The sequence below is a fragment of the Halalkalicoccus sp. NIPERK01 genome, from assembly GCF_030287405.1.
In the GTDB taxonomy this organism is placed as follows: Archaea; Halobacteriota; Halobacteria; order Halobacteriales; family Halalkalicoccaceae; genus Halalkalicoccus.
The window spans coordinates 163,101-185,120 of the sequence record NZ_JASVVV010000002.1 but is presented as its reverse complement, the minus strand read 5'-3'; the positions used below and the strand labels follow the sequence as shown (position 1 = coordinate 185,120).

The following is a 22,020-nucleotide window of genomic DNA, read 5'->3' as shown; positions in this document are numbered from 1 at the left end:
GGCAATGAGGGATTCGCTGTGGACGCCGACGGTAACCGACGTGCTCGCGATCCACGAGGACATCGTCAGCGAGTATGACGCGACTGAACCAGGCGTTCGCGACGAGGGCGCGATCTCCTTTGCGATCGACCGCGTCGTAGCCGGATCCCCGACGAACGACCGCGAGACGATCGACGAGAAGGCGTTCGAACTGCTCAGACTGTTGGTCGCCAACCACCCGTTCGTGGATGCGAACAAGCGAACCGCGCTGGACACGGTCGCGACGTTCTACCTTCTCAATGGGTATCGACTCGAGTACGATTCTGAAATCCGGCGGATCCTCTCGGACCTCGCGATCGACGAATCGGCCGTCGATCGAAACGAGGTCATCGAGTATCTGCGGACCCATACGAGGTCGATCGACACGGACGAAACGCTTCGGGGGATCCGTTCCGATCTCGTCGAGTATGGGCTGACTCGCTATCGAGACGAGGAGAAATGACCACCACAACCGTTATTCAGGTTCGACCGGAACTGGTTCGTATGAGCACGGGATCGGACGAACGGGAGCCGTCGACTGCGGTCGATCGCGTCATGGCGGACGTTCGGGAGGAACTGGTGCGCCGTGTCGCACGGATGGACCGCGATCGAAACCGGGAGATCTACGACGCGCTCGAAGAAGAGTAGTACCGCCGAGGTTGGAGTTCATCCGAAAGCGCATTGGGGAGGTTCTCGGCACCGAAGTACGGGACGAATTCCGTTTCGAGATCTCGTCGTATCCTCGCACTACTCATCGAAATCGTGCTCTCGATGACGCTCAACCGATCGCTGATCGTTTGGATGGACGGCGAAAAATCATAGGTTTGAATCAATTCGGCTCCGTCGCCTCCGATGACGTCTTTTCCCCACAGTTTCCATCGAAACCCATCGGTCGCGATCGCAGCGAGGTACTGCTGATCTACCGTGTGTCGATATTTGGAGAACACGTTCTCGTCGGTGTACATTCCGACCTGTTCAGTGGCATCCCGCGGGGAACCGTCGACTCGCTCCCGATTCGCCGCTTTCGCCTCCAGCAGACAGATCGTCGTCCCTTCACCGGTGTCGAGGAGGTAGTCCGGACGTTTCGACTCGATCACGTGTTTTGCGCTCGGATCGCGGACGAAGTGCGGACCGTCTCCACCGTAGGCCTCCGAAGAGGGACTCGGATAGCCCAGCCCGTCAAGTATCGGTTCGATGAGATACTGCTGCGTGAACGACTCCGGCTTTTGATGCACCATCGGACCGCGAAGTACCGATTTCTCCGTGAGCAGACTGCGAAGTTCGCTGACAGCGTCGAGTTGCTCGAACCTCCTCGGAAACGTCCGGAGTCGCTGGCGCACGTCCTCGGCGATGTACTGATCTGGTGAATCGACGGGAGGCACGCCGTCAGTCATCCGCCCCGAGGTCGTCAACGCGCTCGTCGAGATAGTAGCCCGAAAAGAGGTTCGAGTTGCGGTAGGGAGCACTACCGGTCGTCGTCGTACTCATGCTGATATCCTGATTGCACAGCCGCTAGTTAAGAAACTATGGGGATTCGTCCGCGTCCTCCCCCGCGAGTCTCACCTCACCGAAGGGGTTTTAGCGCGTCCTTAGAATTGAGTCCGTATGAGCGCGCCGTGGACCGACTGGGATCACATCGTGAAGGTCGATCCCGACAAGGACCTCGCCCCGGGCGACAGCTTCGAGGACGTCTGTCGGACCGGGACCGACGCCCTCGAGATCGGGGGGACGCTGGACATGACCGAGGAGAAGATGCAGCGGGTGATCGACGCCTGCGCGAAGTACGACGTGCCGCTGTATCAGGAGCCGTCGAACCCCGCCGTCGTCGTCGACGACGAGGCGCTGGACGGCTATCTCGTCCCGACGGTGTTCAACGCGGGCGACGTCTCGTGGGTCGTCGGCGCGCACAAGGAGTGGGTCCGCCTCGACGACATCGACTGGGACCGCACCTTCACCGAGGCGTACATCGTCCTCAACCCCGAGGCGAGCGTCGCCGAACTCACGGGGGCGGACTGCGATCAGAGCCCGGAGGACGTCGCCGCCTACGCCGAACTCGCCGAACACATGTTCGGCCAGCCCATCGTCTACGTCGAGTACTCGGGCACGTTCGGCGACCCCGAGAAGGTCCGGGCCGCGAGCGAGGCGCTCGACGAGGCGACCCTGTTTTACGGCGGCGGCATCCACGACTACGAGTCGGCGAAGGCGATGGCCCGGCACGCCGACGTGATCGTCGTCGGCGACCTGCTGCACGAGGCGGGCTGTGGGGCCGTCGAGGAGACGGTCGAGGGCGCGCGGGACGCCCGGGCCAAAGCGACGAACCGCCGATAGGAGATCGGTATCGCAACGTTGAGTAGGTCTCCCCGTATATCCCGCGCCATCGGGTCGGTGCGTTCGACGTCTCCGGACGACGCCTCGCGTCTCGCTCGGACCGGGGAAGGGGCCGCAGCCGAGCGTCGATACCGGCCGTCATCTGGTATGACCACTGACACCAACTGCACCAACGTCGTCCTCGTCACGGTCGATTCGCTGCGTGTGGACGCCGTGGGGCCGTACAGCGACGAGTACCGGACGCCGGTGATACAGCGCCTCGCCGACCGTGGAGCCGTCTTCGAACACGCGTTCGCGACCGGCAACTGGACGCCGTTTTCGTTTCCGGGGCTGTTGGCCTCCCGCCCCGTCTTCGCCGACTCGGGGTCCATCGGCGTCACCGAAAGCGAGACGCTCGCCGAGACGCTCTCGGCCGCCGGGTTGGCCACGGGGGGGTTCAACGCCGCGAACGGCTTTCTCACCGACCATTGGGGCTACGACGCCGGCTTCGAGGAGTTCGAGTCGTTCGTCGCCGACGCCGGCTCGCTCTACGGCCGGTATCTCGCGGCCCATCCCACCGTCGAGGCGTGGCTCCAACTGGCGAGTTCGCCGGTTCGACGCCTCCTCTCGCGGGCGCGCGGCGGGGACGACGACCGCCCGTTCATGGACGCCTCGCGGATGCTCGACGTCGAGCGCCACGCGCGGGCGTTCATCGAGGACCGCGAGGAGCCCTTCTTCCTCTGGATCCACTACATGGACCCGCACACGCCCTACGCGCCCGCACCCCGGCACTTCCGCGAGGTCTCCTCTGCGACGCTCGGCACCCACCGGATGGTGCTCGCCCACGCACGGGCGGGCCTCGGAAAGGACGTCGGCGAGCGAGCCCTCGCGGACCTGCGGACGCTCTATCAGGCGACGGTGCGGCAGGTCGACGCGAGCATCGGGCGCGTCCTCGACGCCCTCTCGGCGAACGACGCGCGCGAGGAGACCGCGGTCGTCGTCGCGGGCGACCACGGCGAGGAGTTCCAGGATCACGGCCACCTCGCGCACTACCCGAAGCTCTACGACGAGCTCGTCCGCGTGCCGCTGATCGTCGACGTCCCCGGGACCGACCCGCACCGGGTCGAGGGGGCCGTCGGGCTCGACGACGTCCCGCCGACGGTCTGTGGGCTGCTCGGCGTCTCGTCCCCGCAGTCGTGGGCGGGCGACTCGCTCGCGGAGTCGGTCCGCAGCGGCGAGCGCCCCGTCGACGAGCCGGTGGTCTCGGTGACCGTCCGCGGCGAGGAGGTCACCCAACAGCCGATCCCGCGGGAGCTCGGCGACGGCGACCTCCTCGTGAGCGCCCGCACCGCCGAGTGGACCTACATCGAGAACACGGACACGGAGACCGCGGAACTGTATCACCGGCCCTCGGACCCGACCCAGCAGCGCGATCTGGCGGCCGACCCCGATCCCGAGGGGGCGACGGCGATCGAGCGGCTCCGACCGCTGGTCCGGGAGCACGCACGGTCGATCGAGGGCACGAGCGGGGCGGAACCGGCCTCGGCGGGCGACGCGGTCCAGACGCGACTCGAGGCGCTCGGCTACCGATAAACCGATGGTTCGGGCACTGCTCAGACAGGCGGTCGACGGACGCCTCGCGACCCGGGTCCGGCGCTTCGCCATCGTCGGGGCGGTCGCGGCGGGAGTCCAGACGCTGCTTCTGGGCGGGTTCGTCGAGTACGCCGGCCTGCACTACCTGCTGGCGGCGACGATCGCCATCGAGATCACGATCGTCTTCCAGTACGCCCTCAACAACGTCTGGACGTTCCAGGCCGTGAAGAACACGGGCTGGGGCGAGTATCTCTACGGGCTGTTCAAGACCAACGTCGTCCGTGGCTCGGCGATCCCGATCCAACTCGGGGTGCTCTACGGGCTCGTCACGTGGTCGGGGATCGCGTACCTGATCGCGAACGTCGTCGCCATCCTCGTAAGCGGGGTCTACCGGTACGTGCTGGACGCCCGCTGGACGTGGAACGTCTGATGGGGAGTATCGTAGCCAGCCGGAGCCACGGCGAATCCCGACTGGATACGGCGTTCGCTTCTCACCGTGGGACTCTCTGCACGTCTACGATGCTCCCTATGAGTACCCGCGAACGGAGCCGTACCGACGCGAACCGACCGCCTTTAATGCCCGCGAGCGAAACGGTCGGGCATGCAGAACCGAACCTACACCGCGGACGCCGAACCCGGCGACCACGCCACGGTCGCGGGCTGGGTTCACGAGATCCGCGACCTCGGGGGGATCGCGTTTCTCATCCTCCGCGATAAAAGTGGAAAGATCCAGATCAAGTTCGAGAAAGACGAGATGCCCGAGGACCTCGTCGAGACGGGACTCGATCTCTCCCGCGAGAGCGTAATCTCGGCGACCGGCACGATCGAGGAGGAGCCGCGTGCGCCCACGGGCGTCGAGATCGCGCCCGAGGAACTCGACGTGATCGCCGAGGCCGAACCCGAACTCCCGCTCGACCCGTCGGGAAAGGTCGACGCCGAACTCTCGACGCGGCTGGACAACCGCACGCTGGACCTGCGAAAGGACGAGACCAAGGCGATTTTCGAGATCCGCGCCGAAATCCTCCGGGCCGTGCGCGAGAGCTTCCGGGAGATCGGCTGTACGGAGATCAACACGCCGAAGATCGTCGCAACAGGAACGGAAGGCGGCACCGAACTGTTCCCCATCACCTACTTCGGCAAGGAGGCGTTCATGAACCAGTCCCCCCAGCTGTTCAAGCAGCTGATGGTCGGCAGCGGCCTCGAACGCGTCTTCGAGATCGGCCCCATCTTCCGGGCCGAGGAGCACAACACGCCACGGCACCTCAACGAGGCGACGATGATCGACTTCGAGAGCGCCTTCATCGACCACGAGGAGGCGATGGACGCCTGCGAGCGCACCCTGCTCGCGGCCCACGAGGGCGTCGCCGAGAACTGCCGTGAGCAGTTGGAGACGCTGGGCTACGACGACTTTTCCGTACCTGAGGCGGGCTTTCCCCGCCTGACCTACGAGGAGGCCATCGAACGCATCAACGCCACGGGCGAACTCGATGAGCAGTTGGTCTGGGGCGACGACCTGCCCACCGAGGCCGAGAAAGCGCTGGGACAGGACGTCGGCGGCCACTACTTCGTGACCGACTGGCCCAGCGAGATCAAGCCCTTCTACATCCAGGACCACGAGGGCGGCGAGCTCTCGAAGGGCTTCGACCTGATGCACCCGCGGATGGAACTGGTCTCGGGCGGCCAGCGCGAACACCGCTACGACTACCTCGTCGAGGGGTTTGAACAGCAGGGGCTGGATCCCTCGCAGTTCGAGTACTACACGAAGATGTTCAAGTACGGGATGCCACCGCACGCGGGCTGGGCCTACGGCGTCGAACGGCTCGTGATGACGATGCTCGATCTGGGCAACATCCGCGAGGCCGTGCTGTTTCCGAGGGACCGCCAGCGTTTGTCGCCGTAGGACGAAAACCTGGGAGCCAGCGAGACGAGTGAAGCGAGTCTCGCGCCGTTCCCACGTGGTCGCCATGGCGAAAGCGCTGCCGACCACGTGGGGGTTCGCGAGACCTTCGGTCCCACCCTGTTCCCGCGAGACCGCCAGCACCTCTCCCCATAGGGGAGGCACTCTCGCGGTTGAGCGGGGGTCAGCAAGCCCTGCAGGGGTCGTCAACGGTTCTCACTCCGAGCGTTGCTGGCAGTGGTTTTATTCGCCGTTCGCCCCCATGTGTGAGCGATGGCCGACCCGAACCAGCAAGCGCTCGAGGAGGCGCGACAGTACGGCGAGACCCTCACGGCGCGGGAGCTTCTGCGCACCGTCGAGCGGTACCACCGTCCGGAAGGGCCCGGTATCGACCGCGAGACGCTCGACGCCTACGACCGGGCGGTCGCGGCCGACGACATCCTCCCCTTCGCCGAGGGCGAGTTCCGTTCGACCGTCGATGACGGCCTCTCGACCGGCGAGGGGTGGCACGACGCCGAGGCGTACTACGCGCTCGACGACGACCGGGTGAGCCTCTTTCCCCGACGCTGGCACGAACGGCTCGGCGACAGCGGCGACGTCCGCGAGTACGTCGCCGTCATCGAGGACGACACCGCATCCGAGGCGACCGAACCCGACGCCCCGAAGGGCGGTATCGGGACCGGCGTCCCCGAATCGCTGCTCCTCGATGCGATGATCGTCATCGACGGCGTCGAGCGCGAGGAGGCCAAAGAGCGTCTCGAACGCGACCGCCGCGACGGCGAACTAGTCCAGGACGCCGACCAGCACCCCGACGCGCGGGTCTACCTCACCGAGGAGGCCGAGGCGATGCGCGACGACTGGCTCGACTACTGAACCCGACGGTCGGATCGTTAGTGATCGATTTCGGATATATAAGTATCCTCTAACTAAACGCAACGAGAGGCGGTAGAACGCCGTCTAGCTCCCCGTACCGGTAGCCGACGCCTACAGTCAGTTAGTGGACACATATATATATCCGGAGCTATGAAATTGAGATATAGAACTCGAATGAATGTCCGTGATTTCACCTTCGATCACTACGGGCGCCTGCTCGACGCGGCGCTCGACAACGGGTACACGTTCTACACCCTCCACGACTACGTTACGCGGTCGGACCACGACTCTCCCTACATAATCGTTCGCCACGACGTCGACCGGAAGGTCGGGACCGCGCGCTCGATGGCGCGCGTCGAGGCCGAACGCGACGTTTCGACCTCCTACTACTTCCGGACGTCGACGTTCAGCCCCGAAACCGTCGCCGAGGTCTCGGAACTGGGCCACGAGGTCGGCTATCACTACGAGGACCTCGCGAAGACCCGCGGGGACTTCGAGGCGGCCCACGAACGGTTCGGGCGCAACCTCGCGCGCTTCCGCGAACACGTCGACGTCACGACGATCTGTCCCCACGGCAGTCCGCTCTCGCCCCACCACAACCTCGACATGTGGCGCGGCGAGTACACCATCGAGGACTACGACCTGCTCGCCGAGGCGTACCTCTCGGTCGACACCGGCAACGACGACGACGCCATCCCCTCGTACGTATCGGATACGGGCCGGGACTGGGGCACGGATGTCGCCGGTTTCGGCCGGATCTCGACGACCGACGACCTGATCGCCGGACTCGGCTCCGGGGGCTGTGAACGGCTCTACCTGCTCGTCCACCCGGGTCGGTGGTCGCGCAACCCCGCCGAACACCTCCAGCGCGTGGCGTGGGATCTGGCCGCCGAGGCCGGCAAATCGACCGCACGGACCGTCCACTCGATCGGCCGTACGTCGAGCGACCGGATCGCTCGCGCCATGCGCGAGAGAGTATAAGGCTTAACCACGGGGCTCGCGAACCCCCGCCATGGACGACGATGGGATGACGGCGTTCGTCCCCGGACACGTCACCGGCTTCTTCAGCAGCCATCCCGACGACGACCCGGCGAAGGCGGGGTCGCGGGGCGCGGGGCTGACGCTCACCGACGGCGTGACCGTCCGCGTCGCGCCCGCCACCCATACGCGGACGACCCTCGACGGGACCGAACTGACCGTCGAACCGGTCGATCGGGTGCTCGATTCGCTCTCGGCTTCCGCGCGCGTCGAGGCGACCACGGAGCTCCCGCTCGGGGCGGGCTTTGGCGTCTCCGGGGCGCTGGCGCTCGGCACCGCGATCGCGGCCAATCAGGCGTTCGACCGACGGCTCTCGGAGAACGAACTCGTCACCGTCGCTCACGCCGCTGAGGTCCGCTCGGGGACCGGCCTCGGCGACGTCGTCGCACAGGCCCGCGGCGGCGTTCCGGTCCGTCTCGATCCCGGCGACCCCGAGCACAACCGACTCGACGGAATTCCCGCGAGCACCCGGATCGAGTACTGCACCTTCGGCGAGCTCTCGACGGAGTCGGTGCTCTCGGGCGACACCGAACGGCTGACCGACGCGGGTCTCGAATCGCTCTCGATCCTCGGCGAGGAGCCGACGCTTTCGACGCTCATGTACGCCTCGCGGCGCTTCGCCCGCGAGGCGGGCCTGCTCACCGACCGGGTTCGCGAGGCCGTCGAGGACGTCTCCGCGGCGGGCGGCGAGGCCTCGATGGCGATGCTCGGGGAGACCGTCTTCGCGCTCGATACGGGGCTCTCGGATGCGGGCTACGACCCGTCGGTCTGTCACACCCACGCCGCGGGGGCGACGATCCTCGACGACCCGGCCCCGCCGACCGCCTCAGGGCCACCACGGGCGAACAACGCAGGCGATTTGTAACCCCCTCGTCGAGAACGGGTATGACCGACATCCCGGCGGACCACCCGCGTCACGACTCGCTGGTGACCCGCCACCGAATCGAGGAGGGCGTCGAGAAAGGGATCACGAGCCGACAGGGGCTGATCGCGCAGGGTCGCGGCGAGGCGTTCGACTACCTGCTGGGCGAACGTACCATCGAGAGCGCCGACGCCGCCGCCCGCGCCGCCGCGGCGCACCTGCTGTCGGCGCGTCACCCAGTCCTCTCGGTCAACGGCAACGTCGCCGCGCTCTGTCCCGGGGAGGTGGTCGATCTCGCCGAGGCGGTCGGGGCTGACCTCGAAGTCAACCTCTTCGGCCGCACCGACGAGCGCGTGCGGGCGATCGCCGACCACCTGCGCGCCCACGGCGCGAGCGAGGTCAAGGGCCTGACCGCCGACGCGCGGATCCCGGACCTCTCGCACGAGCGCGCGAAGGTCGACGCCGACGGGATCTACGACGCCGACGTGGTGGTCGTGCCCTTAGAGGACGGCGACCGCGCGGAGGCGCTCGGGGCGATGGGAACGGTCGAGATCGTGATCGACCTCAACCCGCTGTCGCGCTCGGCGCAGGTGGCGACGGTGCCGATCATCGACAACGTCGTTCGCGCGATTCCCAACATCGCGCGCCACGCCCGCGACCTGCGCGAGTCGGGCGCGAATCTCGAGGCGATCAAACGGGGGTTCGACCCCGAGGCCGCGCTCGCGGACGCCGAGCGCGCGATCCGCTCGCCTACCGACGGCTCAGGGCGATCGCCCGACGGAGCGCGGGACTGATCTGGGCGGCGATCTCGCCGTCCTCGGCGGTGAAGGCGTTCGTCAGGTGGAGTGTCCCCACGTAGAGCGTGAAGACCACCGCCGGCAGCGCGAACGCGACGACGTACGGCGAGTCCACGGCGAGGACGACGGCGCTCGCGCCGATGGCCGCGGGAACCGCGGCGAGGAGAATCTTCCCGAGATCCCGGGTGAGCGGGTGGACGTCGTGAAACCGGTGGCCCTCGGCGACGGCCAGCAGGCCGTTCACCGTGAGCGCGCTCGCGGTCCCGATCGCCGCGCCCGTGATTCCGATACGGGGGACGAGCAGGACGCTCACGCCGACGTTGATGACGAGCAGGACCGCCGTGTTGAGGAAGACGAGCCGCGAGTAGCCAAGCCCCTGGAGCAGGCCGCCGTCGGGGCCGCCACACGCGGCGCTGATCGTGATCCCGACGGCGAGGATCACGACCGCGGCGGTCGCGACCGTGTACTGGGGGGTGAAGACGACCGAGAGGTACGCGCTCGCGCCGAAGGCCACCACGAGCGCGACCGGGAGGGTCAGCCCGGCGATCCACCGGGTGGCCGTCCGGTAGCGCGTCCTGACCGCCGCGCGATCGGCCTTGGTCTCGGCGATCAGCGGCTTGAAGATCGGGCCGAGCGAACTCGAGAAGATCATCAGGTTCGCCGCGAGCGCGTAGCCCACGCGGTAGATTCCCACCTCCTCGGAGCCGTAGAAGTAGCCGACGACGAAGTAGTCGATCTGGCCGAGGAAGATGTAGATGATGCTGGCGAACGCGAGCGGCACCGAGTACCACAGCAGGGGCCGTGACGGGACACGCGTGGTCTCTGCCCCGACGATCCGGGGGGCGTTCTCCCGAAGGAAGTAGACGCCGGCGACGATGGCGACGACCAGCCCGATCAGGTAGCCACCGACCACCCCGAGCAGGCCGTAGCCCGCGAGCAACAGCGCGGCGGTGGCGATCAGTCGGACGGTCGGGCGAATGACGTCGCGCATGTAGACGCGGAACTTCAGGCGCTTGATCGCGCTGAAACTCGCCAGCAGGGCGTTGTAGACCGCGAGGAACGGGACGGTGACGCTCAACACGAGCAGCGCCACCCCGAGAGCGGGTTCGTCGAAGGCGGCGGCGATCGTTCCGGCCCCGAGGACGATCAGCCCGGCGACGACCGCGGAGGTGGCGAGCACGAGCGCGAACACGACGAGGATGACCCCGCGGGCCTTGTCGTGTTCGCCGTCGCTGAGGTACTGGGGGACGAAGTAGTCGATCGCCTTCGGGAGCCCGAGGGTGGCGAACGCCTGGACGAACAGGATGATCGAGGTCGCGAGGATGAACAGCCCGTACACCGACGGACTCACCAGCCGGGTGATGACGGCGATGATGAGGAAGCCGAACCCCTTCTTGATGAGGTTGCCGACGAACGTGATCGAGCCCTCGCGGGCCATCGTCGCCGTCGAGTCGTTCCCGCTCATCAGAGTTCGGTGCCGACCTCGAGTTCGTAGTCCTCGACCTCGGTGGCGCGTTCCCCCACCTGCGGATAGACGACCTCGAAGTTCCAGCGGTCGCCCTCGTCGATCTCGACCTGCTCGATCGTCGTATCCAGCAGTTCTCCCTCCGCGTCGTAGAAGCTCGCGCGGATCTCGACGTAGCTGACCTCGACGCCCTCCTGCGGGACGACGACCCCCCTGACCGAGACGGTCTCCTCGTCGGTGCCGACGTGCTGGTGGACCAGCACGCTCTCGACGATCTCGACGCGCTCGCCCTCCTCGGGCCGGTCGGGTTCCTCCGAATCGTCGGGACCGTTCGGCTCCTCGGGCCGGTCGGGGACCCGTTCGTCGTCCCCGACGCAGACGGCGAGCGCACACGCGACGCCCGTCGAGACGAGTAGCTCCCGGCGGCGCATTGGCCGGGTTACGGCTTCGGGACGCATATACACACCGACTAATGGGGTCGAACCCGAACGACTACTATGGCCGGCGACCCCTTCCCGACGGTGGCCTCGGAGCGCCTCGACGCCTGGACGCTCGACGAGCGCACGAGCGAGACGGTGTTCTCGCTTTCGGCCGTCCGCGTCGAGGGCCACACCGCGCTCTACGAGCAGTCCGAGATACGCGAGGCGGTTCGGGAAGCGACCGGCGGCGCGGTCGACCAGCCGTGGCGCTTCTTCTTCGCGACGAGACTGACGTTCGACCCGTCGCTGGGAGGAATCGGTCCGACGGGCGTGTTCCCGATGGTCCTCGCCGAGTCCCGCCGGGCGTTCGTCGCCGACCTCGAGAAACGGGGGTTCGAGGCCGTCGATCGGGGTCGAACCCAGCGAATGCGGACCGACTCGGGCGATCGGGTTCGACTCACGAAGTACGCCGCCCGGTTCCGAGCGGGCGACCTCGCGGCCGGAGTCGAGGCGTGGTTCGGCGCCTGGATTCGTTCGAACGAGTTCCGGATCGCGGGCGGGGCCTACCCCACGAACGGGCTTCCGGTCGCCCTCGATCCGTCGGGCTACCGCGAGGAACTGCTCGGCCTGCTGCGAAGCGTGGAGTAGCGGGTCCCGAGGCACGCTCGTCTCAGCCGTTCGGAGAGGTACCACAACGCCTTTCAACTACTCGGTAATACGACCTAGTGGTATGAGCCAGTACGAGCGGTTCAGCGAGGTGGGCGAGGCGGACGTAACGCGCGCGATCGGTCAGGAGTGGACCGAGGAGTTCATGGACTTCTCCGATTCGGACGTCATCGTCATCGGGGGCGGCCCCTCGGGGCTGATGGCCGCGAAGGAACTCGCCGAACGCGGCGTGAAGACGATGGTCGTCGAGAAGAACAACTACCTCGGTGGGGGCTTCTGGCTCGGCGGGTTCCTGATGAACAAGGTCACGGTGCGCCAGCCCGCACAGGACGTGCTCGACGACCTCGACGTGGATTACAAGCCCGCGAAGGACGCCGCCGGCCTCTTCGTGGCGAACGGTCCCGAGGCGTGTTCGGGGCTGATCAAGGCCGCCTGCGACGCGGGCGCGAAGATGCAGAACATGACGGAGTTCACCGACATCGTGATCCGCGAGGATCATCGTGTGGGCGGGATCGTCATGAACTGGACGCCGGTCCACGCCCTGCCCCGGGAGATCACCTGTGTCGACCCCATCGCCGTGGAGGCCGACCTGGTGATCGACGCGACGGGCCACGACGCGATGGCGATCAAGAAGCTCCACGAGCGAGGCGTCCTCGACGCGCCCGGCATCGGCGACGCCGCGGCGAGCGCGACGGGCATGGACCAGACCGGCGACGATTCGTATGGCGCGCCGGGCCACGACTCGCCGGGCCACGACTCGATGTGGGTCGGGAAAAGCGAGGACGCGGTCGTCGAGCATACTGGAGTAGCGCACGAGGGTCTGATCGTGACGGGGATGGCGACCGCGACGACCTACGGCCTGCCGCGGATGGGGCCGACCTTCGGCGCGATGCTGCTCTCGGGCAAGCGCGCCGCACAGGCCGCCCTCGACGAACTCGAGGTCGACGCCGACCCCGTCGAACTGACCGACCGGCAGGCCGCGGCGTCGGGCGACGACTGAGCGTTCTATCGCCCTCGGTGGCGGGTGATACGTACCGTGCTGTCGAATCACATATGGTGGGACGATGCGAACGGACTGTCATGGCTTCGATCCGGGTCGCACTCGAAACGGCGTTGTTCACGCTGGTCGTCCCCGGGACGGTCGCCGTGGCCGTTCCCCAGTTGCTCGCCCGGCGACAGCCCCGTCCGCGGCTCCCGATTCGACCGGGGGTTGCACGCGTCCTCGGGGCCACGTCGCTGGCCTCGGGAGCGGCCCTGTACCTGCACACGACCGGCCGATTCGCGGCGGGCGGCGGGACGCCGTCGCCGACGGACGAACCGAACGAACTCGTCACGAGCGGGCTCTACGCTCAGACGCGAAACCCGATGTATCTCGCGGTGCTTCTGGTCGTCGTCGGACAGGCGCTCGTCCATCGCTCGGTCGCCGTCCTCTGGTGGGCCGCCGGCTGCTGGATCGGCTTTCACAACCGGGTGATCGGCTACGAGGAGCCTCACTTGGCCCGGAAACACGGTGTGGCGTACGAGCGGTACTGCGAGCGCGTCCCCCGGTGGCTCCCGCCGCTCGGGCGGATGGGCTGAACGGGCCGTCGAACCTCCGTGACCGCAACCGTTTCACGATGTGGTACCACTACCTACTGATATGACCGTAGATAGCCTCACGCTGTATCGCGCGCCGACGACCGCCTGCGACGTCGAGGGGATTGCCGAGTGGCTCGACAGGCGGATCGACTGCGAGGTCGGGGTCCGCGACCGGTTTCTCGACGTCTTCTCGAATCCGACCCTCCCCGAGCGGTTCGCCGAGGCGCGGGTGCTCGATCCCTACGACCGGGAGACGGGAAACTCGATGCTCGGGATCGTCCGCTACGAGGAGCGCGCCCTCGAAAACCCCGAGCGCGCGGGCGGCGTGCTCTACGACGGCCTGGCGGTCCAGCGGGCGTTGAACGACGCGCTCCCCGCCGAGGAGCGTGGGCTCTCGCATCTTCACGTCCCCGTTCTCGACCGCGCGCTCGCCACGTGGGGCGACCACGACAAACGGTGGCACAAGCGGGTGAACGTACTGGGTCAACCCGCGCCGATCTCGGTCCCGGGGCTGTACGAGGCGCCCGCCAAACCCGAGGCCTACTACGAGGAACAGCAGCGCCACGCTTTGCTCGGCGGCGACACCCCGCCGCGCGAGGTGCTCGAAAGCGAGGTCGAGGGCGAGTTCCTCGTCGCCGAGGACCCCCGGACGACCGAGGCGCTTGCGGGCTACGTCCTGAGCGCGTACCACTACCTCGAGACGGGCGAGGCGTTCTGCGAGCGTTCGGTCTGTCGGCTCTACAACGCCCATCGCCAACCCGAACTGATCGAGGCGCAGTTACGAGGGCCCGAGTTTTGCGAGCGTCACACTGCGGTTTACGCGCCGGACTGAGCGCAGGGCCAACGGATCGCGGGAGTTATCTCGCCCATCCGTTTTGAACTACGCAATGGGCGAGTTCTCCTCCGATATCCAGGTCCGCTTTCGGGACATCGACGCGATGGGCCACGTGAACAACGCGGTGTACGCGACCTACGTCGAACAGGCTCGCACCGAGTACTTCGCGGAGGTCCTCGACGAGGGACTGGACGCCGTCCCGAGCGTGCTCGCCTCGCTCGAACTCTCCTACGAACGGCCGATCCTGCTCGATCAGTCCGTGACCGTGGGGATCGACGTCCCCGAGATGGGTCGATCGAGCCTCCCCATGACCTACGAGGTCCTCGCGGACGGCGAGCGGGCAGCAACGGCGAAATCGGTACAGGTCTTTCTCGACCCCGAGACCGAGAAACCCCACCCGATCCCCGAGCGCTTCCGCGAGCGGATCGCGGCGTTCGAGGGGCTATAGGACGCGGCCGGCCGTCAACCGCACGAGCCCCAGTGCGCCCTCGTCGTGGACGGTTCGCTCGCAGCGCCGTTCGACCGCCGCGTGGGCGGCCTCGACCCGCCGGTCGAGCAGCGCCGTCGGATCGTCGAGCCGTCGCTTTCCGGGGGTCGAGACGTAGACGAACGCCCTGAACGGGCCGTTGAGAAGCGGGCCGTACGCCCGGCGACTGCGGGCGGCGTTGAGCAGCGCAACCGTCCCCCCGGAGCCCACGAGATCGCACCAGCCGTCGACCGCCCGGTCGGGTTCGGCGAACATCCCGACGACGAACGTGGCGACGACGGCGTCTGCCCCTCGAAGGGGCGGTCCGGTCGCGTCGCCCCGGACGAGGTGGACGTTCTCCCAGCCCTCCCGTTCGACGTGCTCGCGTGCGCGTCGGAGGACGCCCGTCGAGAAGTCCACGCCGACGACGGTCCCCTCGGGGCCGACCGCCTCCCGCAGATGGGCGAGGTTCGCGCCGGTTCCACAGCCCATCTCCACGACCACGTCCCCGAGGTCGAGATCGAGCGCGCGAGCGGTTCGTGCCCGGAGCGCGTCGATTCCCGGAACAGTTCGGGAGACGTGATCGTAGAGGCCGGCCCACCGGGTGTAGAACGCGGCGGCGCTCATCGCAGCAGCGGTTCGATCGCCTCGACGACTTCGGCAGCGTCCGCGCCGAGGACGTAGATCACGGGCTCGATTCCGAACCCGCCGGTCTGGGCGAGGACGGTCGCCTCCGGTTCCGAGTCGAGCGCCGCGGCGATCGCCTCTTCGAGGTCGCCCTCGCCCTCGAACTCGACGACGGTGTGGCCCGACTCCGAGAGCAGCGCGACCAGCGAGGGGTCGTAGCGGACGTTCAGCGCCGCGTTCGCCCCGCTGCCGTGTTCGCGCGCGGTCAGCAGGACGGTCGCGACGTGTTCGCTCACCCCGAACTCGGGCTCGCCGGGGATGGTCGCTCGCCCCTTCACGTCGAAGATCCGTCCCGGGACCCCCGCGACGTCGTCGATGGTCACGGCCTCCGGAACGCACTCGACGAGGTTCGACCCCACGTTGGGGATCAGCCCCGCGAAGCCGCTCGTGTTCTCGAGGGTGCGCAGCCCCCGGCGGACCGACGAGAGGACGCGCTCGGTCGTTCGCAGGTCGCTCTCGGGGTCGTGGATGCGGAACTCGCCGTCGTACTCGGCGAGTTCGGGCATCGCCCCCTCGTGGAGGGTCGCGACGAGGTCGCCGCGCGTCTCGAGTCGCCGGATCACCACCTCCGCCTCGACGAGCGCCTGGAGCCGGCTCATGTCGCCGGTCGCGAGTCCCTCGCCGATGCGGTCGACTAGCGACCGCACGCGGTCGTCCTCCAGAAACACCTCGCGGCGGGCGATCTCGCCGTGGGCGTACTTCGAGACGGCGCTCTGGCTGATCCCGAGCGCCTCGGCGACCTCGCTCTGGGTCAGCCCCCGCTCGCGGAGGTCCTCCGCGAGCATCGACCGGAAGGTGGGGAGGAACTCCTCGACGACGACCTCCTCGACGAACTTCATCGCTCGCCCCCGAACCGCTCCGAGTCCCTCGGCGAGACCCCCGCACCCTCGTGGCGCTCGGGCGCGCTCATTGGTCGCCTCCGAACTCGTGGTCACCCTGGATTCTCGACGCCTGGGGACCGCGCTGGTCCTGGTACTTCGAGCCCCGATCGCTCCCGTAGGGCCGCTCGGCAGGAGTCTTCAGCTCGGTGAAGACCAGTTGGCTGATGCGCATCCCCGGCGTGAGCGCCACCGGCGCGTTGCCGAGGTTCGAGAGTTCGAGGGTGATCTGGCCGCGATAGCCCGGATCGCACAGCCCGGCCGTGCTGTGGACCACGATCGCCAGCCGGCCCAGCGACGAGCGTCCCTCGACGTTCGCGAGCAGGTCGGGCGGGATCTCGACGCGCTCTTTCGTCGTGCCGAGCACGAAGTCGCCGGGATGGAGGACGAACTCCTCGCCCTCGTCGATGACGGTCTCGGAGACGTACTCGGAGACCTCGCGCTCGCTGGCGGGATGGATACAGGGGATGTTCGCGCGCTGGAACTCCAGAAACTCGCGTCCCAGACGGAGGTCGACGCTCGCGGGCTGGATCTGGAGGTCGGGATCGTCTATGGGTTCGATCACGAGGTCGCCCGCCTCCAGTCGACGGAGGATGTCGGCGTCCGAGAGGATCATACCCGAAGAATCGGGCGGGGCGGTGTAAACCTTCCCGATAGCGAGTAGCCACCGCTATAACCCCCGCGCCACCCACTGGGGGTATGAAACAGGCGATCGTCGCCCGCACGGACATCGGCATGGGCCAGGGAAAACTCGCCGCGCAGGTCGCCCACGCCTCGCTGTCGGCCTACGAGGACACGGACCCAGGGGCGCGAAAGGACTGGAAGGGGAGCGGCCAGAAGAAGGTGGTGCTGAAGGCCTCGGGCGAGGCGGAGATCTTCGAACTCGCGGATCGCGCCGAACGCGAGGGGATCCCCCACGCGGTGATCCGCGACGCCGGCCACACCCAACTCGAATCAGGTACAGTAACGGCGCTCGCGGTCGGGCCCGCCGCCGACGACCGGGTGGATCGCGTGACGGGCCACCTCTCGCTGTTCTGATCGCCGCCGCCATCCGTCGCTCGCCGCGACCCGCCCGCTTTACCGGCTCGACGCCGAAAGGGTGCCATGAGCGAAACCGCGGTCCAGGACGAACAACTCACGATCTACGCCGACTACGTCTGCCCGTTCTGTTATCTCGGCCGCCAGTCACTCGCACAGTACCAAGCGACCCGGGAGGACCCCATCGAACTCGACTGGCACCCCTTCGACCTGCGAAGCGACAAACGGGGGCCGGACGGCGAGATCGATCACTCGGTAGACGACGGGAAGGACGAGGAGTACTTCGAGCAGGCGAGGGAGAACGTCCGGCGTCTGCAGGAGGAGTACGGCGTCGAGATGGCCCAGGAGATCGCCCGCGAGGTCGACTCGCTTCCCGCCCAGGCCGCCTCGCTATACGTCAAGGAGGCCCGTCCCGAGCGCTGGCGCGAGTTCGACGAGGCGATCTACGACGCGCTCTGGCGGGACGGGCGGGACATCGGCGATCGGGACGTGCTCGCCGACGTCGTCGAGGGCGTGGGTCTCGATCCCGAGGGGGTCCTCGGAGCGAGCGAGGACGAGGGCCTCCGGGAGCGACTCGCCGAGGAGTTCTCGGCGGCGCGCGAGCGCGGCGTGACGGGCGTCCCGACCTTCGTCTACGACGGCTACGCCGCCCGCGGCGCGGTGCCGCCCGCACAGTTGGAGCGGCTCGTCGAGGGGACGTGAGTCAGCCACGACAGCCGCCATCGGTTCGGGTCCGGAGCGCCGCCCCTCGGGCGATCAGGTCTCGTCCGTCGGCGAGCGTATCGAACCGCCCGCGTTCTCCTCGACGAACGCGATGATCTCCTCGGCCCCCTGAAACCCCTTCGCGAGCCGTCCGACCCGCTCGCCGTCCTCGAACAGGACCAGCGTCGGAACGCTCCTGATGTCGTACTCGTCGACCAGCGAGAGGTCCGTCTCGGGGTTGATCATGACGACCGTCACGTCGGTCGAACGGGCTACGTTCCCCAGGACGGGCTCGATCGACTGACAGAGCGTGCAGCCCTTCGTGTAGAACTCCGCGAGGACGCGGTCGTGTTCCTCGACGATCCCGTCGAGGTCCTGGCAGGTCCCCGCGCGAATCGGCTTGTCGATGTTCGCGTTCATGGTCCCTGTAGGGACTCGACCCGGTTAGGCCGCTCGGCCTCCCCGCGGGGTGCGATTCCGAGGGGTATTTCCACGCTGAGAGCCACCCACAGCTATGGAACGGGCGCTCGGCGCACCCGAGAAGATGCGCGAACGCTACGAGGACCTGACGCCGATGATGCGCCAGTACTGCGACCTCTGTGGACGGTACGACGGGTCGCTCGTGCTCTTTCAGGTGGGGGACTTCTACGAGACGTTCTGTGAGGCCGCCGAGGTCTCTGCCCGGCTGCTCGAGATCACGCTGACGAAACGCGAGGATTCTACAGGTAGCTACCCGATGGCGGGCATCCCGATCGACAGCGCCGAGTCCTACATCGAGACGCTGCTCGACGCCGGGTTTCGGGTCGCGGTCGCGGATCAGGTCCAGGACCCCGAGGAGGCGAGCGGCGTCGTCGAACGTGCCGTAACGCGGATCGTCACGCCCGGCACCCTGACCGAGGACGAACTGCTCAGAAGCGAGGACAACAACTACGTCGCGGCGCTGGCCCGCGAGGAGGAGTACGGACTGGCCTTCCTCGACGTCTCGACCGGCGATTTCGTCGCCACCGGGTCGAGTTCGGAAGAAACGATCCGCGACGAGATCAGCCGCTTCGCCCCTGCGGAGGCGATCGTCGGGCCCGGGATCGAGGGGTTCGACGGATTCGACAGCGCCGAGCGAAGCTCGGCTGGCAGCCAGACGTGGTCCGGCGATTCGGACTGCATGGTCACGCCGTACGATCCCGCGAAGTTCGAGGTCGAGTCGGCACGCGCGTTGCTCGATTCGTACTTCGGCGCGCCCGAGAAACGGCTGGCGAGCGACGCCGAGATCGCCGCCTGTGGCGCGCTGCTCGCGTACGCCGAGTACACCCGCGGCGGCCAGGAGGGCCACCTCGATTACCTCAACCACCTCACTCGCTACGAACCCCGCGAGTACATGCTGCTGGATCGGGTGGCGCTCCGGAGTCTGGAGCTGTTCGAGCCCCGCGCGGTCGGCGGCGACGCCGGGAACACGCTCCTGGGCGTGCTCGACGAGACGGCCTGTGCGCTCGGGCGACGGAAGCTCACCGACTGGCTGCGCCGACCCCTGCTCGATCCCGTGCGGATCGACGCCCGACTCGACGCGGTAGAGGAGTGGACGACGCTCGTGAGCGCGCGAGAGGAGGTCCACGACCTCCTGATCGACGTCTACGACGTCGAGCGCCTGATCGCGCGCGTCTCGCGCGGTCGGGCGAACGCCCGCGACCTGCGCGCGCTGAAGGACACTCTCGACAGGGTTCCGGAGATCCGCGAGGCGATGGCGGACGTCGAGAGCGACACCCTCTGCAGCCTTCGGGAGGATCTGGACGAACTGGGGGAGGTCCGGGACCTCATCGACCGCGCGATCGCGGAGAGCCCGCCGATCGAGGTCACCGAGGGCGACGTGATCGCGCCGGGCTACGACGCCGACCTCGATTCGCTTCGCGAGACCGAGCGCGAGGGAAAGGCGTGGATCGACTCGCTCGAACGGCGTGAACGCGAGCGGACGGGGATCGACTCGCTGAAGGTGGGGTTCAACCAGGTCCACGGCTACTACATCGAGGTCACGAACCCCAACCTCGATCAGGTACCCGAGAACTACACCCGCAGACAGACGCTGAAGAACTCCGAGCGCTTCTACACGCCGGAACTCAAGGAGCGAGAGGACGAGATCATCACGGCCGAGGAACGGGCCGACGACCTCGAATACGAGATCTTCACCGACGTTCGAAGCGAGGTCGCGGGCGAATCCGAGCGGGTGCAGGCGGTCGCGGAGACGCTCGCGACCCTGGACGTCCTCGTCTCGCTCGCGACGGTCGCCGCGAAGTACGGCTACGCCCGCCCCGAAATCGCCGACGAGCCGGGAATCGAGATCGAGGGCGGTCGCCACCCGGTCGTCGAGCGCACTCAGGAGTCGTTCGTCCCCAACGGGGCCCGACTCGCGCCCGAGGAACGCCTCGCGGTGCTGACGGGCCCGAACATGAGCGGGAAATCCACCTATATGCGCCAGATCGCGCTGATCACGATCCTCGCGCAGATCGGGAGTTTCGTGCCCGCGAGCGGCGCACGCGTGGGGATCGTCGACCGCGTGTTCACCCGCGTGGGCGCGAGCGACGACATCGCGGGCGGCCGTTCCACCTTCATGGTCGAGATGGGCGAACTCGCGACCATTCTTCGAGGTGCCTCCGAGCGCTCGCTCGTCCTGCTCGACGAGGTGGGACGGGGAACGAGCACCGCCGACGGGCTGGCGATCGCGCGCGCCATCACCGAGTACGTCCACGACGAGGTGGGCGCGCTGACGCTCTTTGCGACCCACCACCACGAACTCACCGCGCTGGCCGCCGATCTCGAGAGCGCGTTCAACCTCCACTTCGCGGCCACCCAGGCCGAGGAGGGGGTCACGTTCCGACACGACGTCTCGCGCGGCGCGGCGACCGCCTCCTACGGGATCGAGGTCGCCCGCGCCGCGGGCGTACCGGAGCGCGTCGTCGAGCGCTCACGCGCGCTCGTCGCGGCCGAGGAGGCCGATACAGAGAGTGCGACGGACGGCGGCGAGCCCGCCACCGCCTCCGGAGGTGACGGGCCGCTCGCCGAACGACTCCGTTCGCTCGACGTGGCGAACATGACGCCGATCGAGGCGCTGACCACGCTGGATCGGCTGAAACGCGACCTCGATTAGGGCGACAGCGCGACGAACTCGAACCCCTTCTTCGCGAGCAGCCGACGGGCGCGGTCCGTGACCGAGGGCGCGACGAGGATCCCGCGGATCGCGACGCCGGCGTGGAGGTCGCGTTCGAGCGCCTCGACGTAGCGGCTCAACTGGCCCACGGCGTCGGGGCCGACGCGCCGGCGCTTGAGTTCGAGGATCACGACCGCCCCCTCCCGGTCCTCGCCGTAGACGTCGACCGCGCCGGCCGGCGTCTCGCGTTCGGTCGCGAGCGGCCGGAACCCGGGTTCGATCAGGTCGGGCTCCTCCAGAATGCGCCGTTTCATGTCCTCCTCGGTGCCCGTGACCGAGAGGGTCGTCCCCTCGGCGCCGTCCGTCTCGAAGATCGCGAGGTGGGCCACTCGGGTGAATCGGACCACGAGTTCCTCGTCGGGGTTCGAGCGCCGACTGTGGAGGACGAGGATTCCGTCCTCGATCCGCGCCTCCTGCGTACAACCGGGGGGCTGCCAGTTGACCGGCTTCTGTCCCTCCGCGGTATGAACGAGTACCGTCCCGTCGGGTTTGCACATGACGTGGCGCTCGCCGGGGCCCAGTTCGCTCGCCGCGCGGCCGTCGTACTCGACGGTGCACTCGCCGAAGAGCGTGGCCAGCGCGCCCCGCTCGATCCCCTCCGCCAGCCGGTTGCGGGCCTCCTCGGCGCTCGGCTCCGAGAGCACGATCGGCCCCTCCTCGCTCGCTGTCACTGCTTTCCCCTACCGGCTCCGGGAGGTAAAAACCACG

General features: G+C 67.8%; 26 protein-coding genes. 18 read left to right on the top strand and 8 right to left on the bottom strand.

The genetic code is table 11. The features are described from left to right. Positions 1 to 4: 4 nt before the first annotated feature. Both QRT08_RS06970 and QRT08_RS06965 read left to right on the top strand, forming a co-directional pair. Positions 5 to 481 carry a type II toxin-antitoxin system death-on-curing family toxin gene (locus QRT08_RS06970; RefSeq protein ID WP_286045210.1) on the top strand — a complete coding sequence of 159 codons (477 nt, stop codon included), beginning with the start codon at positions 5 to 7 and terminating at the stop codon, positions 479 to 481. Positions 482 to 522: 41 nt separating this feature from the next. Further along, positions 523 to 666 carry a hypothetical protein gene (locus QRT08_RS06965; protein WP_286045209.1) on the top strand — a complete coding sequence of 48 codons (144 nt, stop codon included), beginning with the start codon at positions 523 to 525 and terminating at the stop codon, positions 664 to 666. Here the strand turns inward: QRT08_RS06965 and QRT08_RS06960 are convergent. Then, entirely contained in the window at positions 642 to 1,412 is a 771-nt protein-coding gene (locus tag QRT08_RS06960) for a hypothetical protein (RefSeq protein WP_286045208.1), read from the bottom strand. The two genes, QRT08_RS06965 and QRT08_RS06960, sit on opposite strands and share 25 nt — an antisense overlap. Positions 1,413 to 1,623: 211 nt before the next feature. Here QRT08_RS06960 and QRT08_RS06955 point away from each other — a divergent pair, with 211 nt between their 5' ends. The 8 genes from QRT08_RS06955 (at position 1,624) to QRT08_RS06920 (ending at position 9,382) form a co-directional block, all read left to right on the top strand. Beyond that, positions 1,624 to 2,346, top strand: coding sequence for a phosphoglycerol geranylgeranyltransferase (locus QRT08_RS06955; protein ID WP_286045207.1), 723 nt, complete (start codon positions 1,624 to 1,626; stop codon positions 2,344 to 2,346). A gap of 147 nt (positions 2,347 to 2,493) precedes the next feature. Further along, positions 2,494 to 3,918, top strand: coding sequence for a sulfatase (locus QRT08_RS06950; protein WP_286045206.1), 1,425 nt, complete (start codon positions 2,494 to 2,496; stop codon positions 3,916 to 3,918). A gap of 4 nt (positions 3,919 to 3,922) precedes the next feature. After that, positions 3,923 to 4,348, top strand: coding sequence for a GtrA family protein (locus QRT08_RS06945; RefSeq protein ID WP_286045205.1), 426 nt, complete (start codon positions 3,923 to 3,925; stop codon positions 4,346 to 4,348). A gap of 171 nt (positions 4,349 to 4,519) precedes the next feature. Beyond that, on the top strand, positions 4,520 to 5,818 hold the full coding sequence (gene aspS, locus QRT08_RS06940) for an aspartate--tRNA(Asn) ligase (RefSeq protein ID WP_286045204.1): 1,299 nt from the start codon (positions 4,520 to 4,522) through the stop codon (positions 5,816 to 5,818). 270 nt (positions 5,819 to 6,088) lie between these two features. Continuing rightward, positions 6,089 to 6,688 (top strand): hypothetical protein, encoded by a 600-nt coding sequence (locus tag QRT08_RS06935; protein WP_286045203.1) that lies wholly within the window; start codon positions 6,089 to 6,091, stop codon positions 6,686 to 6,688. A gap of 174 nt (positions 6,689 to 6,862) precedes the next feature. After that, entirely contained in the window at positions 6,863 to 7,669 is an 807-nt protein-coding gene (locus QRT08_RS06930; RefSeq protein WP_286045202.1) for a polysaccharide deacetylase family protein, read from the top strand. Positions 7,670 to 7,700: 31 nt separating this feature from the next. Continuing rightward, entirely contained in the window at positions 7,701 to 8,591 is an 891-nt protein-coding gene (locus QRT08_RS06925) for a pantoate kinase (protein ID WP_286045201.1), read from the top strand. 20 nt (positions 8,592 to 8,611) lie between these two features. Further along, the gene (locus QRT08_RS06920; RefSeq protein ID WP_286045200.1) at positions 8,612 to 9,382 is read left to right on the top strand and encodes a 4-phosphopantoate--beta-alanine ligase; all 771 of its coding nucleotides are present in this window, start codon (positions 8,612 to 8,614) and stop codon (positions 9,380 to 9,382) included. On the opposite strand, the gene QRT08_RS06915 is transcribed toward QRT08_RS06920, so the two are convergent. Together QRT08_RS06915 and QRT08_RS06910 are read right to left on the bottom strand one after the other, a co-directional pair. Then, a complete protein-coding gene (locus QRT08_RS06915) occupies positions 9,339 to 10,850 on the bottom strand; it encodes a flippase (protein ID WP_286045199.1) in 1,512 nt (503 codons plus the stop codon). The two genes, QRT08_RS06920 and QRT08_RS06915, sit on opposite strands and share 44 nt — an antisense overlap. Continuing rightward, a complete protein-coding gene (locus QRT08_RS06910) occupies positions 10,850 to 11,281 on the bottom strand; it encodes an FxLYD domain-containing protein (RefSeq protein ID WP_286045198.1) in 432 nt (143 codons plus the stop codon). The genes QRT08_RS06915 and QRT08_RS06910 overlap by 1 nt, the downstream gene beginning before the upstream one ends. Positions 11,282 to 11,347: 66 nt before the next feature. Here QRT08_RS06910 and QRT08_RS06905 point away from each other — a divergent pair, with 66 nt between their 5' ends. The 5 genes from QRT08_RS06905 (at position 11,348) to QRT08_RS06885 (ending at position 14,796) form a co-directional block, all read left to right on the top strand. Continuing rightward, complete coding sequence (locus QRT08_RS06905; protein WP_286045197.1) at positions 11,348 to 11,917, top strand: DUF6517 family protein; 570 nt, start codon at positions 11,348 to 11,350, stop codon at positions 11,915 to 11,917. Between the two features lie 82 nt (positions 11,918 to 11,999). Continuing rightward, positions 12,000 to 12,935, top strand: a complete 936-nt coding sequence (locus QRT08_RS06900) for a sulfide-dependent adenosine diphosphate thiazole synthase (protein WP_286045196.1) — start codon at positions 12,000 to 12,002, stop codon at positions 12,933 to 12,935. Positions 12,936 to 13,015: 80 nt separating this feature from the next. Continuing rightward, a complete protein-coding gene (locus QRT08_RS06895; RefSeq protein WP_286045195.1) occupies positions 13,016 to 13,513 on the top strand; it encodes a methyltransferase family protein in 498 nt (165 codons plus the stop codon). Between the two features lie 61 nt (positions 13,514 to 13,574). After that, on the top strand, positions 13,575 to 14,345 hold the full coding sequence (locus QRT08_RS06890) for a DUF7001 family protein (protein ID WP_286045194.1): 771 nt from the start codon (positions 13,575 to 13,577) through the stop codon (positions 14,343 to 14,345). Between the two features lie 55 nt (positions 14,346 to 14,400). Then, a complete protein-coding gene (locus QRT08_RS06885; RefSeq protein WP_286045193.1) occupies positions 14,401 to 14,796 on the top strand; it encodes an acyl-CoA thioesterase in 396 nt (131 codons plus the stop codon). Here QRT08_RS06885 and QRT08_RS06880 read toward each other — a convergent pair. The 3 genes from QRT08_RS06880 to dcd all read right to left on the bottom strand — a co-directional run bounded on the left by QRT08_RS06880 (position 14,791) and on the right by dcd (position 16,995). Beyond that, on the bottom strand, positions 14,791 to 15,441 hold the full coding sequence (locus QRT08_RS06880) for a class I SAM-dependent methyltransferase (protein ID WP_286045192.1): 651 nt from the start codon (positions 15,439 to 15,441) through the stop codon (positions 14,791 to 14,793). The genes QRT08_RS06885 and QRT08_RS06880 overlap by 6 nt on opposite strands. Then, positions 15,438 to 16,340, bottom strand: a complete 903-nt coding sequence (locus tag QRT08_RS06875; RefSeq protein WP_286045664.1) for a thiamine-phosphate synthase family protein — start codon at positions 16,338 to 16,340, stop codon at positions 15,438 to 15,440. The genes QRT08_RS06880 and QRT08_RS06875 overlap by 4 nt, the downstream gene beginning before the upstream one ends. Before the next feature lie 67 nt (positions 16,341 to 16,407). Next, positions 16,408 to 16,995 (bottom strand): dCTP deaminase, encoded by a 588-nt coding sequence (dcd, locus tag QRT08_RS06870; RefSeq protein WP_286045191.1) that lies wholly within the window; start codon positions 16,993 to 16,995, stop codon positions 16,408 to 16,410. Between the two features lie 83 nt (positions 16,996 to 17,078). Between dcd and pth2 the strand changes: the two genes are divergently transcribed. Continuing rightward, the gene (pth2, locus tag QRT08_RS06865; RefSeq protein ID WP_286045190.1) at positions 17,079 to 17,417 is read left to right on the top strand and encodes a peptidyl-tRNA hydrolase Pth2; all 339 of its coding nucleotides are present in this window, start codon (positions 17,079 to 17,081) and stop codon (positions 17,415 to 17,417) included. 66 nt (positions 17,418 to 17,483) lie between these two features. After that, positions 17,484 to 18,119, top strand: a complete 636-nt coding sequence (locus QRT08_RS06860; protein ID WP_286045189.1) for a DsbA family oxidoreductase — start codon at positions 17,484 to 17,486, stop codon at positions 18,117 to 18,119. Between the two features lie 54 nt (positions 18,120 to 18,173). Here the strand turns inward: QRT08_RS06860 and QRT08_RS06855 are convergent, their stop codons facing one another. After that, positions 18,174 to 18,539, bottom strand: a complete 366-nt coding sequence (locus QRT08_RS06855) for a thioredoxin family protein (protein WP_286045188.1) — start codon at positions 18,537 to 18,539, stop codon at positions 18,174 to 18,176. Between the two features lie 94 nt (positions 18,540 to 18,633). On the opposite strand from QRT08_RS06855, the gene mutS reads away from it, so the two are divergent. Next, the gene (mutS, locus tag QRT08_RS06850; RefSeq protein WP_286045187.1) at positions 18,634 to 21,252 is read left to right on the top strand and encodes a DNA mismatch repair protein MutS; all 2,619 of its coding nucleotides are present in this window, start codon (positions 18,634 to 18,636) and stop codon (positions 21,250 to 21,252) included. On the opposite strand, the gene nucS is transcribed toward mutS, so the two are convergent. Continuing rightward, positions 21,249 to 21,983 carry an endonuclease NucS gene (nucS, locus tag QRT08_RS06845; protein ID WP_483299934.1) on the bottom strand — a complete coding sequence of 245 codons (735 nt, stop codon included), beginning with the start codon at positions 21,981 to 21,983 and terminating at the stop codon, positions 21,249 to 21,251. The genes mutS and nucS overlap by 4 nt on opposite strands. Between the last annotated feature and the right edge of the window lie 37 nt (positions 21,984 to 22,020).

Coding starts and splice junctions, on each gene's coding strand:
- dcd (WP_286045191.1), bottom strand. CDS start 16,995: ATGATCCTCTCGGACGCCGACATCCTCCGTCGACTGGAGGCGGGCGAC.
- QRT08_RS06880 (WP_286045192.1), bottom strand. CDS start 15,441: ATGAGCGCCGCCGCGTTCTACACCCGGTGGGCCGGCCTCTACGATCAC.
- QRT08_RS06885 (WP_286045193.1), top strand. CDS start 14,401: ATGGGCGAGTTCTCCTCCGATATCCAGGTCCGCTTTCGGGACATCGAC.
- pth2 (WP_286045190.1), top strand. CDS start 17,079: ATGAAACAGGCGATCGTCGCCCGCACGGACATCGGCATGGGCCAGGGA.
- QRT08_RS06920 (WP_286045200.1), top strand. CDS start 8,612: ATGACCGACATCCCGGCGGACCACCCGCGTCACGACTCGCTGGTGACC.
- QRT08_RS06890 (WP_286045194.1), top strand. CDS start 13,575: ATGACCGTAGATAGCCTCACGCTGTATCGCGCGCCGACGACCGCCTGC.
- QRT08_RS06905 (WP_286045197.1), top strand. CDS start 11,348: ATGGCCGGCGACCCCTTCCCGACGGTGGCCTCGGAGCGCCTCGACGCC.
- QRT08_RS06965 (WP_286045209.1), top strand. CDS start 523: ATGAGCACGGGATCGGACGAACGGGAGCCGTCGACTGCGGTCGATCGC.
- QRT08_RS06960 (WP_286045208.1), bottom strand. CDS start 1,412: ATGACTGACGGCGTGCCTCCCGTCGATTCACCAGATCAGTACATCGCC.
- QRT08_RS06860 (WP_286045189.1), top strand. CDS start 17,484: ATGAGCGAAACCGCGGTCCAGGACGAACAACTCACGATCTACGCCGAC.
- QRT08_RS06945 (WP_286045205.1), top strand. CDS start 3,923: ATGGTTCGGGCACTGCTCAGACAGGCGGTCGACGGACGCCTCGCGACC.
- QRT08_RS06950 (WP_286045206.1), top strand. CDS start 2,494: ATGACCACTGACACCAACTGCACCAACGTCGTCCTCGTCACGGTCGAT.
- QRT08_RS06895 (WP_286045195.1), top strand. CDS start 13,016: ATGGCTTCGATCCGGGTCGCACTCGAAACGGCGTTGTTCACGCTGGTC.
- QRT08_RS06930 (WP_286045202.1), top strand. CDS start 6,863: ATGAATGTCCGTGATTTCACCTTCGATCACTACGGGCGCCTGCTCGAC.
- QRT08_RS06915 (WP_286045199.1), bottom strand. CDS start 10,850: ATGAGCGGGAACGACTCGACGGCGACGATGGCCCGCGAGGGCTCGATC.
- aspS (WP_286045204.1), top strand. CDS start 4,520: ATGCAGAACCGAACCTACACCGCGGACGCCGAACCCGGCGACCACGCC.
- QRT08_RS06925 (WP_286045201.1), top strand. CDS start 7,701: ATGGACGACGATGGGATGACGGCGTTCGTCCCCGGACACGTCACCGGC.
- QRT08_RS06875 (WP_286045664.1), bottom strand. CDS start 16,340: ATGAAGTTCGTCGAGGAGGTCGTCGTCGAGGAGTTCCTCCCCACCTTC.
- QRT08_RS06935 (WP_286045203.1), top strand. CDS start 6,089: ATGGCCGACCCGAACCAGCAAGCGCTCGAGGAGGCGCGACAGTACGGC.
- QRT08_RS06855 (WP_286045188.1), bottom strand. CDS start 18,539: ATGAACGCGAACATCGACAAGCCGATTCGCGCGGGGACCTGCCAGGAC.
- QRT08_RS06910 (WP_286045198.1), bottom strand. CDS start 11,281: ATGCGCCGCCGGGAGCTACTCGTCTCGACGGGCGTCGCGTGTGCGCTC.
- mutS (WP_286045187.1), top strand. CDS start 18,634: ATGGAACGGGCGCTCGGCGCACCCGAGAAGATGCGCGAACGCTACGAG.
- QRT08_RS06970 (WP_286045210.1), top strand. CDS start 5: ATGAGGGATTCGCTGTGGACGCCGACGGTAACCGACGTGCTCGCGATC.
- QRT08_RS06900 (WP_286045196.1), top strand. CDS start 12,000: ATGAGCCAGTACGAGCGGTTCAGCGAGGTGGGCGAGGCGGACGTAACG.
- QRT08_RS06955 (WP_286045207.1), top strand. CDS start 1,624: ATGAGCGCGCCGTGGACCGACTGGGATCACATCGTGAAGGTCGATCCC.